This window comes from Caulobacter sp. GW821-FHT09B11 (genome assembly GCF_059418205.1).
Window position 1 is genome coordinate 30,408 of record NZ_JBWKPK010000037.1, and the last position, 14,987, is coordinate 45,394.

The window sequence follows — 14,987 nt, forward strand, 5'->3', positions numbered from 1 at the left end:
CCCTCCGGCCTCCGGGCCACCTCCCCCAGAGGGGGAGGATCTTTGCCCCCTACCCCACCGACCGCATCTCGTCAGCCGGAGCATCCCGCTCCGCCGCCAGATAGCCCGCCACCGCCTCGCCCGGCATAGGCCGCGCGAACAGAAAGCCCTGCACCACGCGGCAGCCCAGGGGCTGGAGCAGCACCAGCTGCTCGGGGGCCTCGACGCCTTCGACCACGCAGTCGAGGCCGAGGTTGCGGCAGAGGTCGAGGATGGTCTTGACGATGGCCCGGCGCTTGTCGGCCGCCTCCAGGCCGCGCATGAAGCTGCCGTCGATCTTCAGCTTGTCGATCGGCAGGCGGTGCACGTAGCTGAGGCTGGAATAGCCGGCCCCGAAGTCGTCGAGCGCGATGCGCACGCCCAGCGCCTTCAGCGCCGCCAGCGAGCGGGCGGCCTGGTCGAAGTCGCGCATGACGGCGGTTTCGGTGACCTCCAGGTCGATGCGGCCGGGGTCGACGCCGCTGGCCTGGATGATCTCGATGATGCGGGCGATCTGCTCGGGGGAGGCGATGTCGCGGACCGACAGGTTGAACGACAGCCGGATGTCCTCGGGCCAGGTTCTCGCCGCGTCCAGCGCCCAGCCCAGCAGCACCGGCGACATGCGGGCGATCAGGCCCGAGCGCTCGGCCACCGGCACGAAGTCGCCCGGCGAGACGGCGCCAAGCGTCGGGCTGGTCCAGCGCGCCAGGGCCTCGAAGCCGATGGTGCGCTCGTCCTTGATGTCGACCAGCGGCTGGAAGGCCAGGCGAAACTCGGCGTCCATGTCGGCGTGGCGCAGGGCCTGCTCGATCAGGCCAGCGGTCTTGATCGCCGTCTCGTGGTCGACCGAGAACACCACCGCAGCGCCCCGGATGTTCTGCTTGGCGTGATAGAGGGCGTAGTCGGCGCGCTCGTAGAGCAGGTTGGGGGCGCTAGCCGCCTGCGGATAGACCGCGAAGCCCACCGAGCCGGAGACCTGGGCCGTGACGCCCGGGAAACAGTAGGGCTCGCGCAGGGCCGCGCACAGGTCCGCGCCCAGGCGTTGCAGGGCTTCGGGATCGAGGTCGGCCTCGATGATCAGGCCGTATTCGTCGCCGCCCAGCCGGGCCACGAACAGCGGCTGGCCGTGGTCGCGGGCCAGGCGCTCGCCCGCCTCGACCAGCACCCGATCCCCGACCGCATGGCCGTAGGCGTCGTTGACCGGCTTGAAGCCGTCCAGGTCGATCACGCCGACGGCGAAGCGGCGGCCCTGGGCGGCGGCCTCGTCGGTCACCCGTTGCAGGCGCGAGAAGAACTGTCGGCGATTGGGCAGGCCCGTCAGGCCGTCCATGTTGGCCAGGCGCAGATAGTCGTCGCTGAGGCTCTGGATCTCGGCCTGCCGCTCCTCGAGGCCGCGCTGGCTTTCGACCAGGTTGGAGAAGTCGCGGTACGAGATCAGCAGGATGACCAGCATGGCCACCGCCACCAGGGCCATGTTGAAGCCGATGGCGGTCAGCACCGGATTGCCGCTGGCCAGCAGGAAGACGGTGATCGGCCCGACGACGATGCCGGTCAGCAGGAAGGCCGCCGCCCGCATGTGCATCAGGCAGAACACGCAGCCGATGGCCGTGATGGCCATGTAGAACACCACGTGCGCCTTGGCGAAGGCGTCGCCGTACGGGAACAGGCTGAACGACCACAGGGTGAAGCCCAGGCCCAGCAGCCCGGCGAAGACCAGGGTCTGGCGCAGCAGGCGCTTGGCCGAGACCTGGTCGATGGCGGTCCGGCGGGCCCGCCACCAGGTCACCAGCCGGACCAGGCTGGCCACGGTCAGCAGGCCGGGAAAGCCCAGGGTCAGCAGCAGCGGCGCGTCGCGAAGGTGGGTCGCCGACAGGGCGATCGTGTTGACCAGCACCAGCGCGTACATCATCGGCACCTGCCTGGAGAAGGCGCGCACCTGCGCCTTCATCAGTTCAGGGGTCGAGGGTACGGGGCGGAACCAGGGCAATCGGAACATCGCGGCGGCTGCGGGACGAGAACCGCCACCTCTGCGCCCATCAGGTTTAAGGCTTGCTTATCAGAGGCTTGCGACAGACCGCGTCGCTAAGCCGCAGCGGCGTCCAGGCCCTACAGCCGGCGATAGCCCGCAACCCGCCGCGCCCAGGTCGGATGGTCGTCGATGGCCATATCGTCCGGCAGGCCCGGCGCCAGGGACTCGGCCTCCAGCACCCAGCGGGCCGCGTCGGCGTAGCGGTCGGCGCGGCCGTAGCGCACCACGTCGTCGACCATGGCCCGCAGCAGCACGGTGGCGGGCAGCGGATGGCGATGCTCCAGCAGGCGCACGGCCGGCTCCAGCACCTCCGGCCGGTCGCCGTGCAGCGCCGGGCCGCGCTCCAGGACCAGCCGCGCCGCCCCGGCCGCCGACGGCCAGGCGGTCAGGAAGGCCAGCGCCTTGTAGGGGTCGGGATAGGCCTGGGCGTAGTCCAGGGCCTGGTCCTCGGCCTCGACGTCCTCGAAGTCCGGCAGCCCCTTGAGGAAGGCCCGCAGCATCTCGACCGACAGGGTGGCCTTGAAGCTCGACCAGCGCACGGCCTGGGCCTCCAGCGGCTCGCCGGCCGCTTCCAGGGCGGCGATGCGGGCCTCGTTCCAGGCCACGGCGCCGACATCGGCCTGCTCGACGATCCCTGGACCGGGCGCCGAGACGTCCAGCGCCGCCAGGGCGTCGGCGACGCGGCCGACGGCCAGGTAGCGGCGAGCGAGCTGGGCGCCGATCGGCGGCAGCACCAGTTGCGAGGCCGTGAACAGGTCGGCGAAGCCCTCGACGTCGCCTTCCAGGTCGGCCAGCACCTGGGCGGCGGCGCGCAGGCGCGGGTCGGGACGGCGCTGGGCGGCCAGGCGCTCGCGCACCTTGCCCCGCAGCACGGCCACGGCGTCGCCGGCCAGGGCCGGGGCGGCGGCGCGCAGCAGGTCGACCGACAGCTTGGTCGACGCCCCCTCGACGAAGGCCAGCAGGGCGTCGGCCAGCGAGCGGCTGTCCAGTGTCAGGGCCTTGGGCGACAGGGCCGCGACGTCCGCGACCGCCTGGTCGAACACCGCCGCCAGCTCGCCCTTGGGGTCCTTGATCCGGCCTTCCAGGTCTTCCGACACCCGCACCAGCCGCACCAGCACCGGCACGGCGAGGTTGGCGTCGAGCTCGCCCAGCCGCCCCGCCGCCGAGGCCCGATGGGCGTCCAGATCGCGGACGAACTCCTTGAACTTGCGCCAGTTGATGCGCGCGCGGCTGTCGGCGATGGCGTCGATGCGCTTGTCGATCTCGGCGGCCAGGTCGGCCGCCCCCACCTCGCCCAGCAGGGCCAGCTTCAGCCGGCGCTTGATGGCCGCGTGGCCATCGGCCACCTCCATCAGCAGCTCGGCCAGAGCCTCGGGGCCCAGGTGCGCCAGGTTGGCGGCGTTCACCGACTTGCGCGGCGCGGCCTTCTTGACGGCTTTCGGCTTGGGTTCGGCCAATCCGCGCTCCCCGACCTAGTGCGCCTTCTTGCGCGGAATGACGTGCATCACGCCGGCGATGACGCCGCCGATCACCAGGCCGACCACCGCCGAAGCCAGCGCCATGGCCAGCCAGCCGGTCACCGGACCAATGACCGGAACCAGGCCGGCCCAGTGCTGGAGACCCTCGACCCAGCCGGGGATGGGCGTCAGGTGGAAATGGTGCAGGCCGTGAACGATGATGCCGCCGCCGACCCACAGCATGGCCGCCGTGCCGATATAGCCCAGGCTGCTCATCACCACCGGCATGGCCTTGACCAGGCCGCGGCCGAACTTGCGGGTCGGGGCGCGCGGGCTCTTGGCCATGTGCAGGCCGATGTCGTCCATCTTCACGATCAGGCCGACCACGCCGTAGACCAGGATGGTGATCACCACACCGACCACCGCCAGGGCGGCTGCCTGCACGGGGATCGACTGATCCGACACGTCGGCCAGGGCGATGGCCATGATCTCGGCCGACAGGATAAGGTCGGTGCGGATGGCCCCGCCGACCTTTTCCTTCTCCAGCTCCGGACCGCTGAGCGCCAGCTCCTCGGTCTCCACGGCCTCGTCGTGTTGGACGAAGATCTCGAGGATCTTCTCTGTGGCCTCGAAGGCCAGATAGGCGCCGCCCAGCATCAGGATCGGCGTCACCAGCCAAGGCGCGAAGGCGCTGAGCAGCAGCGCGCCCGGCAGCAGGAAGAGCAGCTTGTTGCGCAGCGAGCCGACGGCGATCTTGGCCACGATCGGCAGTTCGCGGTCGGGCGTGAAGCCCATGGCGTAGCCCGGGGTCACGGCCGCGTCGTCGACCACCACGCCCACGGCCTTGGTCCCCGCCTTACCGGCGGCGGCCCCGACGTCGTCGATCGAGGCGGCGGCGATCTTGGCGATGCCGGCGACGTCATCCAGGAGCGCGACAAGACCCGAGGGCATGAAGAAACCTTGTCAGATGCGGATTCGGCCGCCCCACGCGGCTCGATGCGCGTCCTGCCTAAGGGCTCGCCTGTTCCGGGTAAAGGGGCCGACGACGGCGGCGCGCGACGCCGACGGCCCCGCGCTCGTTATTTTCGCGCGGCGGCGCTGGCCGCGCGCACCGGCTTGAACTCCGAGCCGGCGTTCCAGTCGGGCCAGGTGCGCGAATTGGCGATCGCCTTGCCGGCCTCGTAGACCAGGGCCACGTCCTGGGCCGCGCCGCGCAGGTCCCAGGCGGCGCTCCAGGCGTCGCAGGGCTGGTGGTAGCAGCGGCTGGTGTAGTCGGCGACCCAGGCGTCGCCGGCCGCGCGGCCGCCGTTCAGCAGGTCCGCCCCTCCCCCTAAGCCCATCACCAGCAGCACCGGCACCCCGCGCTTGGCCAGCGAGAAGTGATCGGCGCGGTAGAACAGCGCCCGCTCGGGCTTGGCGTCCGGCGTCACGGTGCGCCCCTGCGCGGCCGCGGCCTTGGCCAGGCCCTGCTCCAGCTCGTTCTGTCCGGCCCCGACCAGCACGATGTCCTTAGCCGGACCGGCGGTCTGGAGCACGTCGAGCGTGTAGTTGGCGGCCATCTTGCCCAGCGCCGCGTCGCCCGCCTTCACGGCGTAGTATTCCGAGCCCAGCAGGCCCCGCTCCTCGCCGGTCCAGGCGGCGAACAGGATCGAGCGCTGCGGCGCCGGCCCCTGCTTGAAGGCCCGCGCGACCTCGATCACCCCGGCCACGCCGATGGCGTCGTCGGCCGCGCCGGCCCGGATCGTCTTGCCCTGCGCATCCGGCGCGCCGACGCCATAGGCGTCCCAGTGGGCGGCGTACATCAGGCTCTCGTCGGCGTGGGTCGTCCCCGGCAGCCTGGCGACCACGTTGTGGCTGACCATCGCCTCGTGGGCCACCTTGTAGGCGGCCGAGAAGCTCGCGCCCTTAAGCGCTGTCGGCTTGAACGACGGATCGCGGGCGGCCGTCTTCAGGGTCTCGAAGTCCAGGCCCGAGCGCTTGAAGAGATCGACGGCCACGTCACGCTGGATCCAGCCCTGCAGCTGCAGCTTTTCCTTGGCCGGGTTCGGGCGGACGATGTCGTAGCCCTCGCCGTTCGAGGCCTTCACCGTGCTCCAGCCGTAGCCGGCCCCGAGGGTCTCGTGGACGATCAGGGCCCCCACCGCCCCGCGCCGCACGGCCTCTTCGTACTTGTAGGTCCAGCGGGCGTAATAGGTGGCCGCCTTGCCGCCGAACTTGCCGTAGGCAGGCTCGCCCTCGGCCGCTTCCAGGTCGGGATCGCTGATCAGGAAGACGGCGATCTTGCCCTTCAGGTCCGCGCCCTTGAAGTCGTCCCAGCCGCGCTCCGGTGCCGAAACGCCGTAGCCGACGAAGACCAGCGGGGCATCCTTGATCGCCACGGCGTCGACCGGCAGCAGGGTCATGACCTGCGCCTGCTCGCCCTGGGCCAGGGGCACGACGCCGCCGGCGGTGGCGAAGCTCATGGCGATCGGCCCGTCGATGCGGGTGTGCACCAGCGGCACCTTCTGGGTGTAGCTGCCAGCGTCCCCGGCCGGCTCCAGGCCCAGGGCCTTGAACTGGGCGGCGATGTAGTCGGTGGTCTTCTGCTCGGCCGGACCGCCCGGAGCGCGGCCCTGGAATTCGTCCGACGCCAGCACGCGGGTGATCTCCGACAGCCTGGCCGGATCGATCGGGCCGCTGTCGACGCTCTGGGCCAAGGCGATACCCGGCAGAGCCAGGGCGGCGGTCAGCAGAAGGGCGGCGCGGGACATGGCGAACTCCGAAAACTTTCGGGGCCGACCCTAGGAAGCTTGGCTCGCGAGGGCAAACTTCGCACGCTGTTCTGTCTACGCTTGGCGCGCGACGGGCGCCGAAACCGGCTACCATTTTCGGCTGTCGCGCGCTGGCAATGTCGATTCCCCGCCAGAAACAGAACAGGAACATGCTATAGCCCCGTCGATGGTTCCGGCCGACCTGCTTCCCCCGCGCTTTTCCGAGTGGTTCGCCGCCCGCGGCTGGGCGCCGCGCGCCCACCAGCTGGCGATGATCGAGAAGGCCAAGGCCGGCCGCGACGCCCTGCTGATCGCCCCGACCGGCGGCGGCAAGACCCTGGCGGGCTTCCTGCCCAGCCTGATCGAACTGGCCGAACGGGCGCCCCGCAACACGCCGGCCGGCATCCACACCCTCTACATCTCGCCACTCAAGGCTCTGGCCGTCGACGTCGAGCGCAACCTGATGACTCCCATCCGCGAGATGGGCCTGTCCATCGTCGCCGAGAGCCGCACCGGCGACACCGGCGAAAGCCGCAAGGCCCGCCAGCGCATCCGCCCGCCCGACATCCTGCTGACCACGCCCGAACAGCTCGCCCTGTTCTGCGCCTGGGAAGGCGCGCGCGAATACTTCGCCGACCTGTCGTGCGTCATCATCGACGAAGCCCACGCCATGTGGCCGTCCAAGCGCGGCGACCTGCTCGCGCTGGATATCGCTCGCCTCCAGCAGTTCGCGCCCCGCATGCGCCGGGTGGGCCTGTCGGCGACGGTGGACGATCCCGACCTGGTGCGCCGGTGGCTGGGTAGAAACCAAGATCCTCCCCCTTTGGGGGAGTTGGCGGCGAAGCCGACGGAGGGGGTCAGCGCCGGCCTGCGGCCGTCCCCCTCCGGCCCTCCGGGCCACCTCCCCCAAGGGGGGGGGATCGATGACGCGAAAGAACCTCCCCCCATGGGGGAGGCGGCGCATCGCGCCGGCGGGGGGGCGGTTTCAGCTTCCGAAACGCCGGACGACCTCCCCCCTCCGATCGCTTCGCGATCGCCTCCCCCACGGGGGGAGGTTTCCTCCTCCGTCGACCTCGTCCTCGGCTCCGGCGGTGCCCAGCCGGTCGTCGAGGTCCTCGTCTCCGACGGCCGCGTGCCGTGGGCCGGCCACACCGCCCAGCACGCCATGGCCGAGGTCTATGCGATCATCGCCGCCAGCCGCACGGCCCTGGTTTTCGTCAACACCCGCTTCCAGGCCGAGTTCGCCTTCCAGGAACTGTGGAAGCTCAACGACGAAGGCCTGCCGATCGCCCTGCACCACGGCAGCCTGTCGGCCGAGCAGCGGCGCAAGGTCGAGGCCGCCATGGCCCGGGGCGAGCTGCGGGCCGTCGTCTGCACCTCGACCCTCGACATGGGCATCGACTGGGGCGACGTCGACCTCGTCATCCAGCTGGCCGCGCCCAAGGGGGCCTCGCGGATGGTCCAGAGGATCGGCCGCGCCAACCATCGCCTGGACGAGCCCAGCCGCGCCCTGTTCGTGCCCGCCAGCCGCTTCGAGATGCTGGAATGCCGCGCCGCCGCCGACGCCATCCTGGAAAACCACCTCGACGGCGAGCCCGCCCGCGTCGGCGCCCTCGACGTCCTGGCCCAGCACGTCATGGGCTGCGCCTGCTCCGAGCCCTTCAGGCTGCTCGACCTCTATGACGAGGTCCGCACCGCCGGCCCCTATGCCGACCTGTCGTGGGAAGACTTCGAGACCGTCGTCGATTTCGTCTCGACCGGCGGCTATGCGCTCAAGACCTACGACCGCTTCCGCCGGATCGTGGAAGACGCCGACGGCTTCTGGAAGGCCCGCAACGCCCAGGTCGTCCAGCGCCACCGCATGAACGTCGGCGCGATCGTCTCGCCGGCGGTCGTCAACGTGCGCATCGGCGGCGGTCGCAGGCCCATGGGCGGCCGCAAGATCGGCGAGGCCGAGGAAGGCTATTTCGAGCAGCTGACCCCGGGCGACACCTTCATCTTCGCCGGCCAGGTCTGGCGGTTCAACAGCCTCGTGGGCGCCGACGCCTTCGTCACCCCCGCGCCCGACAAGGATCCGAAGATGCCCAGTTGGGGCGGCTCGAAGTTCCCGCTCTCGACCTATCTGGCCGGCCGCGTGCGCAAGATGATGCACGACGAGGCCGAGTGGCTGGCCCTGCCCCCGGACGTGCAGGAGTGGATGGCCTACCAGAAGGCCCGCTCGCTGATCCCCGACGAGGACGAGATGCTGCTGGAGACCTTCCCGCGCGGGAAGCGCTTCCACATGGTCATGTACCCCTTCGAGGGGCGGCTGGCGCATACGACGCTCGCCATGCTGCTGACCCGCCGGCTGGACCGCCTGGGCGTCGGGCCGCTGGGCTTCGTCTGCAACGACTACGCCCTCAACATCTGGTCGCTGCGGCCGATGGACGAGCTGGACCTCTCCGACCTCTTCGACCAGGACATGCTGGGCGACGACCTTGAGGACTGGCTGAACGAGAGCTTCCTGATGAAGCGCGCCTTCAAGGCCTGCGCCCTGGTCGGCGGCCTGATCGAGCGGCGCTATCCCGGCGAGGAGAAGTCGGGCCGCCAGGTCACCTTCTCGACCGACCTGATCTACGACGTGCTGCGCAAGCACCAGCCCGACCACCTGCTGCTGCGCTGCGCCCGCTCGGATGCGGCGACCGGTCAGCTGGACGTGGCGCGGCTGGGCGATCTACTGGCCCGCATCAGGGGCCGCATCCGCCATGCGGCGCTGGACAAGGTTTCGCCCTTCGCCGTGCCGATCATGCTGGAGATCGGCCGCGAGCGCGCGCCCGGCGACGCGGCCAGCGACATGATCCTGGCCGAGGCGGAGGAAGACCTGATCGCGGAGGCCCTTTCCTGATGACGAAGTTCCAGCTCAGCGACTGCGGCGGCCTGGCCGTCCTCGTAGCCGAGCGGCTCGTGCTGCTGCGCGGCTCCGGCGCCCTGTGGCTGGAGGCCGAGCGCGCCCTGGTGGTCGCCGACCTGCACTTCGAGAAGGGCTCGTCCTACGCCGCGCGCTTCGGACAGATGCTGCCGCCCTACGACACCCGCGAGACCCTGACCCGCCTCGAAGCCGAAGTCGCGGCCCTGACGCCGGCGACCTTGATCTTCCTCGGCGACAGCTTCCACGACGGCGCGGCCGAAGATCGCCTGGCCGCCGACGACGCCGAGCGCCTGCGCGCCCTCTCCATCGGCCGAGACCTGATCTGGGCGGTGGGCAACCACGACGCCGACGGTCCCCGCGCCCTGCCCGGCCAGGTGATCGACGAGCTTTCCATCGGCGGCCTGATCCTGCGCCACGAGCCCGAGCCCGGCGTCCAGCCCGGCGAGGTCGCCGGCCACCTGCATCCCGCCGCCCGCGTCTCCAGCGGTCGCGGCAGCGTGCGCAAGCGCTGCTTCGTCACCGACGGCCAGCGCCTGATCCTGCCGGCCTTCGGGGCCTATACCGGGGGCCTCAACATCCTCGACCAGGCCTTCTCCAACCTGTTCGCCGCTCCCCCACTGGCGGGGGCGCTAGGCGGCAAGCGCGTGCACGCGGTGGGGCCGCGCTCGCTGCGGCCGGACTAGGTCAGGGTCCAAGCCTCCCTACGCTCGTCATCCCGGAAAGCCCGCAGGGCTTATCCGGGACCCAGGGCCGCCGCAATTCGCCTGCGACCGCTGAAGGATGAAGCCGCCGCCCAGCCCAGTCTCCTGGGTCCCGGCTCTGCGCTTCGCTCCGGCCGGGATGACGACCTGAAGAGGCGGCGCCCTACCCCTTCGCCAGCCGCCGACGGTTGGCGCGCACCTTGGTCCGGTAGTCCCGGATCACCGCCCGCGTCGCCGCGTCCGGGGCCTGGGGCAAACCACCGGTCCAGAACTTCAGCCCGACGTCGGCCGCCGCCGCCATCTTCTCGGTGGTCATGCGGATCGCCTCGGTCTGGGCCTTCGCCCCGCCGCCGGCCAGGACCATGGTCCGCAGGCCGATGACGGCCGAGGCCTCCATCCCCAGCGCCCACGCATCAAACATCGTCGAAGGCCAGTCGTCTTTGCGGCGCGCCATGAAAGGCTCCTTTTGCTGAAAGGGGATCGCGTGGGACCGACGGTTGTTCCGCGACAGGCGACATGACGCGCGACATCACGCCGCTGGACGGAACATATGGAGAACGATACGGTAAGCGATGGCCGTTCTCGATATCCGCCGCAAGCTCTCCATCCTCGCCGACGCCGCCAAGTACGACGCCTCCTGCGCCTCATCGGGCGGGGAGAAGCGCGAATCCGTCGGCGGCAAGGGCGTGGGCTCCACCGAAGGCATGGGCATCTGCCACGCCTACGCTCCGGACGGGCGCTGCATCAGCCTCTTGAAGATCCTGCTGACCAACTTCTGCATCTACGACTGCGCCTACTGCATCAACCGGGTGTCGTCGAACACGCCCCGGGCGCGGTTCAGCGTGAAGGAAGTCGTCGACCTCACCCTCAACTTCTACAAGCGCAACTATATCGAGGGGCTGTTCCTGTCGTCGGGCGTCATTCGCAACGGCGACTACACGATGGAGGAGATGGTCCGTATCGCCAGGGCGCTGCGGCTGGACCACGACTTCCGCGGCTACATCCACCTCAAGCTCATCCCCGAGGCCTCGCCCGAACTGGCCGCGCAGGCTGGGCTCTATGCGGACCGGGTGTCGATCAACATCGAGCTGCCCCAGGACGAAAGCCTGAAGTCCCTCGCCCCCGAGAAGGACGTCGGCGACATCAAGCGGGCCATGGGCCGCATGCGCCTGGCCATCGACGAGTGCGCCGAGCCCGCCCGCACGGCGCCGCGCAAGACCTTCGCCCGCAGCCAGTCCACACAGCTGATCGTCGGCGCCGATGCGGCCAAGGACGGCGACATCCTGGCCCGCAGCGCCTCGCTCTACGGCGCCTATCGCCTCAGCCGCGTCTACTACTCGGCCTTCAGCCCGATCCCGGATTCCAGCCACCGCCTGCCGTCCAGCCGCCCGCCCCTGCTGCGCGAGCATCGCCTGTACCAGGCCGACTGGCTGATGCGGTTCTACGGCTTCGAGCAGCCGGAGATCATCGGCGCCGGCGAGGACCTCGACCTCTCCGTCGATCCCAAGACCGGCTGGGCGCTGCGTCATCGGGAGAAGTTCCCCGTCGACGTCAACGCCGCCGACCGCGAGACCCTGCTGCGCGTGCCGGGCCTGGGCGCCAAGGCCGTCGATCGCATCCTTGCGGCCCGGCGGCAGGCGCGGCTTACGATCGACGACCTCAAGCGGGTCGGCGCCGTGGTCAAGCGGGCCAAGGCCTTCGTCGTCGCCGAGGGCTGGACGCCCGGCATGGCGACCGACGGCGAGCACCTTAAGGCCCGCCTGGTCGAGCCGGCTCAGCTGAGCCTCTTCTGATGCGCGTAGTGCGGCTGGCCTCCGAGATCGACTTCGACGGCTGGCGAGCGGCCGCGCGGGCGTTGCGGGCCGAGGGCGTCGCGCCCGAGGCGGTGATCTGGACGGTGGAGCGCGACCTCTTCGAAGCCGCCCCCGCAACGCCGACCGCCAGACCGACCACCGGCGCCTTCAGCGTCCCGCCCGCCTTCGTCGAGCTGGCCCGATCCGTCGTCCTGCACCGCTCCGGCGAGCGCTTCGCCCTGCTCTATCGCCTGCTGTGGCGGCTGGAACGCGAGCCGCGCCTGATCGACAACCCGGCCGACCCCGACGTCGCCAAGGCCCGCGACATGGAAAAGGCGGTGTCGCGGGCGATCCACAAGATGCACGCCTTCGTGCGCTTCCGGCTGGTGCAGACCGACCCCGAAACCTACGCCGCCTGGTTCGAGCCGGCCCACCGCGTCACCGAGGCCGCCGCCCCGTTCTTCGCCCGCCGCTTCACCACCATGACCTGGACCATCCTCACGCCCGACGCCTGCGTGGCCTGGGACGGGCAGACCTTGCGGGTCTCCGACGGCGCCGATCCCGCCGACGCGCCGGCGGAGGATGCGCAGGAAGAACTCTGGCGCACCTATTACGCCTCGATCTTCAACCCGGCGCGGCTGAACGAGAAGATGATGCGCCAGGAGATGCCCAAGCGGTATTGGCGCAACCTCCCCGAGGCGCGGCTCATTCCGCAGCTGATCGAAACCGCCCAGGAACGCGCCGCCGCCATGGTCGCCGCCACGCCCTCCCCCGCTCCCGACCGCGTGCTGAAGGCGGCCATGCGCCAGGCCCGCGACGGCTCGTACAACGGCGACGTCCCGACCAGCCTCGACGCCGTGGCCGCCGGCGTGCTGCTGTGCCGCCGCTGCGACCTCTGGCGCGACGCGACGCAAGGCGTGCCCGGGCAAGGCGCCGCCAACGCCCGCCTGATGTTCGTCGGCGAGCAGCCCGGCGACCAGGAGGATCTGGCCGGCCTGCCCTTCGTCGGCCCCGCCGGCCAGGTGTTCGACGAGGCCCTGGCGCAGGCCGGCGTGCCCCGCGACCGCACCTACGTCACCAACGCCGTGAAGCACTTCAAGCACGAGCCGCGCGGCAAGCGGCGCATCCACAAGACCCCCGATCGCGGCGAGGCGCAGGCCTGCCGCTGGTGGCTGGACGCCGAGCGGCGGCTGGTGCGGCCTCGGGTCATCGTCGCCCTGGGCGCGACGGCGGCGCACGCGGTGATGGGCAAGGCCACGCCCATCGGCGCCAATCGCGGCAAGGCGCTGCAATTGCCAGACCAGAGCCATGGCCAGGGCCAGGCCGTTCTGACCTACCACCCGTCGTTCCTGCTGCGCCTGCCGGACGCGCAAGCCCGCGAACGCGCCCGGGTCGAATTCGTCGAAGATCTGCGCCTTGCGGGCGAGCTTGCCGGACTGCTCGACTGAAGGAGGCGCGAGCGCCCGCCTGACGGACAGGTCACGCAAAAAATCTGCTGAATCTTTCGGCGTCGCCCTGCTGCGCGCAAGTCCTTGCCCCACCTCGCAATGTTACCCGCGGAAACACGGCGCATAAGCCCTCTCCGCCGTCGGGGCGTCCGCTCGCCTCTTGCCACGACGGCGTCGCCGGGGTTGGTTCCCGGCCGGGGAACGAGGGCGATGACACCAGAAGACGAACAGCGCCGAGCCTGGTTCCGCAGGGAGATCCTGCCCCTGGAACCGCGGCTTCTGGCCTATGCCCGCAAGTTCTGCCGCGACGGCGAGGCCGATCCGGAAGATCTGGTCCACGACGCCTTCGCCCGCGTGATCGCCTGCAAGACCTGGCGCGAGATCAGCAACCCGGCGGCCTTCGCCTCGCGCACCGTGCGCAACATCGCCTTCGACGGCCTGCGCCGCCGCAAGGTCCTGACCATCACCGCCGTCGCCGATTTCGAGCAGGTCGGCGGCATGGACGAGACCCCCGGCCCCGAGGCCACGCTGGTCGCCCGCGACGAGCTGCGCCAGCTGCGCGAGGCGATCGCGGAGCTGCCGACACAATGCCGGCGTGTGTTCACCCTCAGGAAAGTCTATAGCCTGTCGCCGGGCGAGATAGCGGTTCGCATGGGCCTGTCCGTCTCGACTGTCGAGAAGCACCTGATCAAGGGGCTTCGCTACTGTTCCGAAAAGCTGGGCCGCCCGGGCGCCACCCAGCCAGTGCGTATCGACGAAGGGCGTTCATGGGTCGGGAAGCGGGATCACGACGCGAAGCGGTGAGAGCGGCCGCCGCCCAATGGGTGGTGCGGCTGTCCGATCCCGCCTGCGCGCCGGCCGAGCACGCCGCCTTCGAGGCCTGGCGCGCCGAAAGCTTCGAGCACGAGGCCGCCTTCGAGCGCGAGCACGCCGCCTGGGAACGGGCCGATCGCCTGCGCGTGTTCAAGCCGGCCCTGGCCGAGGCCGACCCCGACCTGTTCGCCCAGGAAGAGGCCCGCCGCGCCTTCGACCGCCGCTCGCCCTGGACGATGATGGCCGCGGCCGCCGCCATCGCCGGCGTCCTCGGGGCCGGGGTGCTCAGCGCCACCGCCTCGACCGCCTACGCCACCGACATCGGCGAGCGCCGCGTCGTCGTGCTGGCCGACAACAGCCGCATCGAGCTCAACACCGACAGCAAGGTCGTCGTCCGCTACCGGGGCGGCGTGCGCGAGGTGAAGCTGGTCAAGGGCGAGGCCCTGTTCGAGGCCGCTCCCGACGCGCGCCCCTTCGTGGTCAAGGCCCGCGACGCCCGCATCGAGACCGGCGGCGGCGAGCTTTCCGTCCGCCTGGGCGCCGAGAACGCCGCCGTCACCGTCCGTCGCGGCGCCGCCGAGATCGAGCCCGACGGCAAGGGTCCGGCCCGCGAGGTCAGGATCGCCGCCGGCACGGCCATGGTCTACGGCCCGCACGGCGGCCACGCCCAGCCGCTGTCGGACGCCGAGATCGACCGGGCGCTCGCCTGGCGCCAGGGCGCCATCGCGCTGAACGGCCAGTCGCTGAGCCAGGCCGTGGCCGAGTTCAACCGCTACAACCGCCAGAAGGTCCGCATCGCCGACCCGTCGATCGCCGACCTGCGCCTGGCCGGCTACTTCCAGAGCACCGAACCCCAGGCCTTCGTCACCGCCGTCACCAGCGCCTTCCCGGTCCGGGCCAGCGAAGGCGAAGACGGCGTGATCCGCCTGGCCCGCAAGGGCTAAGCAAGGTCCTCCCCCTCTGGGGGAGGCGGCCCGAAGGCCGGTGGGGGGCCGTTTTCAGCTTCCGCGACGCGGGCCGCCCATGCCCCCTCCAACCCGCCACCAGCAACAAAACTCCGCCTCCCTCGC

Annotated in this window: 11 protein-coding genes; 6 read left to right on the forward strand and 5 right to left on the reverse strand. The window is 70.9% G+C overall.

Translation table 11 applies throughout. The features are described from left to right. Nucleotides 1-49 precede the first annotated feature (49 nt). The 4 genes from AC07N1_RS22130 to AC07N1_RS22145 all read right to left on the reverse strand — a co-directional run bounded on the left by AC07N1_RS22130 (nt 50) and on the right by AC07N1_RS22145 (nt 6,254). Nucleotides 50-2,014, reverse strand: coding sequence for a putative bifunctional diguanylate cyclase/phosphodiesterase (locus AC07N1_RS22130; RefSeq protein ID WP_494673745.1), 1,965 nt, complete (start codon nt 2,012-2,014; stop codon nt 50-52). A 110-nt stretch (nt 2,015-2,124) separates the two neighbouring features. Beyond that, nucleotides 2,125-3,504 (reverse strand): DUF6880 family protein, encoded by a 1,380-nt coding sequence (locus AC07N1_RS22135; RefSeq protein ID WP_494673746.1) that lies wholly within the window; start codon nt 3,502-3,504, stop codon nt 2,125-2,127. Between the two features lie 15 nt (nt 3,505-3,519). Continuing rightward, nucleotides 3,520-4,455, reverse strand: coding sequence for a DUF808 domain-containing protein (locus tag AC07N1_RS22140; protein ID WP_494673747.1), 936 nt, complete (start codon nt 4,453-4,455; stop codon nt 3,520-3,522). Nucleotides 4,456-4,583: 128 nt separating this feature from the next. Next, nucleotides 4,584-6,254, reverse strand: a complete 1,671-nt coding sequence (locus AC07N1_RS22145; RefSeq protein ID WP_494673748.1) for a M28 family metallopeptidase — start codon at nt 6,252-6,254, stop codon at nt 4,584-4,586. Nucleotides 6,255-6,441: 187 nt separating this feature from the next. Here AC07N1_RS22145 and AC07N1_RS22150 point away from each other — a divergent pair, with 187 nt between their 5' ends. Both AC07N1_RS22150 and pdeM read left to right on the forward strand, forming a co-directional pair. Beyond that, nucleotides 6,442-9,138 carry a DEAD/DEAH box helicase gene (locus AC07N1_RS22150; RefSeq protein WP_494673749.1) on the forward strand — a complete coding sequence of 899 codons (2,697 nt, stop codon included), beginning with the start codon at nt 6,442-6,444 and terminating at the stop codon, nt 9,136-9,138. Beyond that, nucleotides 9,138-9,845, forward strand: coding sequence for a ligase-associated DNA damage response endonuclease PdeM (pdeM, locus tag AC07N1_RS22155; RefSeq protein ID WP_494673750.1), 708 nt, complete (start codon nt 9,138-9,140; stop codon nt 9,843-9,845). The genes AC07N1_RS22150 and pdeM overlap by 1 nt, the downstream gene beginning before the upstream one ends. A gap of 181 nt (nt 9,846-10,026) precedes the next feature. Here the strand turns inward: pdeM and AC07N1_RS22160 are convergent, their stop codons facing one another. Further along, nucleotides 10,027-10,317: a hypothetical protein gene (locus tag AC07N1_RS22160; protein ID WP_494673751.1), complete on the reverse strand. Its 291-nt coding sequence runs from the start codon at nt 10,315-10,317 to the stop codon at nt 10,027-10,029. Between the two features lie 118 nt (nt 10,318-10,435). Here AC07N1_RS22160 and AC07N1_RS22165 point away from each other — a divergent pair, with 118 nt between their 5' ends. The 4 genes from AC07N1_RS22165 (at nt 10,436) to AC07N1_RS22180 (ending at nt 14,861) form a co-directional block, all read left to right on the forward strand. Beyond that, nucleotides 10,436-11,656 (forward strand): putative DNA modification/repair radical SAM protein, encoded by a 1,221-nt coding sequence (locus AC07N1_RS22165; protein WP_494673752.1) that lies wholly within the window; start codon nt 10,436-10,438, stop codon nt 11,654-11,656. Next, the gene (locus AC07N1_RS22170; protein ID WP_494673753.1) at nt 11,656-13,104 is read left to right on the forward strand and encodes a UdgX family uracil-DNA binding protein; all 1,449 of its coding nucleotides are present in this window, start codon (nt 11,656-11,658) and stop codon (nt 13,102-13,104) included. The genes AC07N1_RS22165 and AC07N1_RS22170 overlap by 1 nt, the downstream gene beginning before the upstream one ends. A 210-nt stretch (nt 13,105-13,314) precedes the next feature. Further along, nucleotides 13,315-13,908 (forward strand): RNA polymerase sigma factor, encoded by a 594-nt coding sequence (locus AC07N1_RS22175; protein ID WP_494673754.1) that lies wholly within the window; start codon nt 13,315-13,317, stop codon nt 13,906-13,908. Further along, entirely contained in the window at nt 13,905-14,861 is a 957-nt protein-coding gene (locus AC07N1_RS22180; protein ID WP_494673755.1) for a FecR family protein, read from the forward strand. The genes AC07N1_RS22175 and AC07N1_RS22180 overlap by 4 nt, the downstream gene beginning before the upstream one ends. Nucleotides 14,862-14,987: the final 126 nt, after the last annotated feature.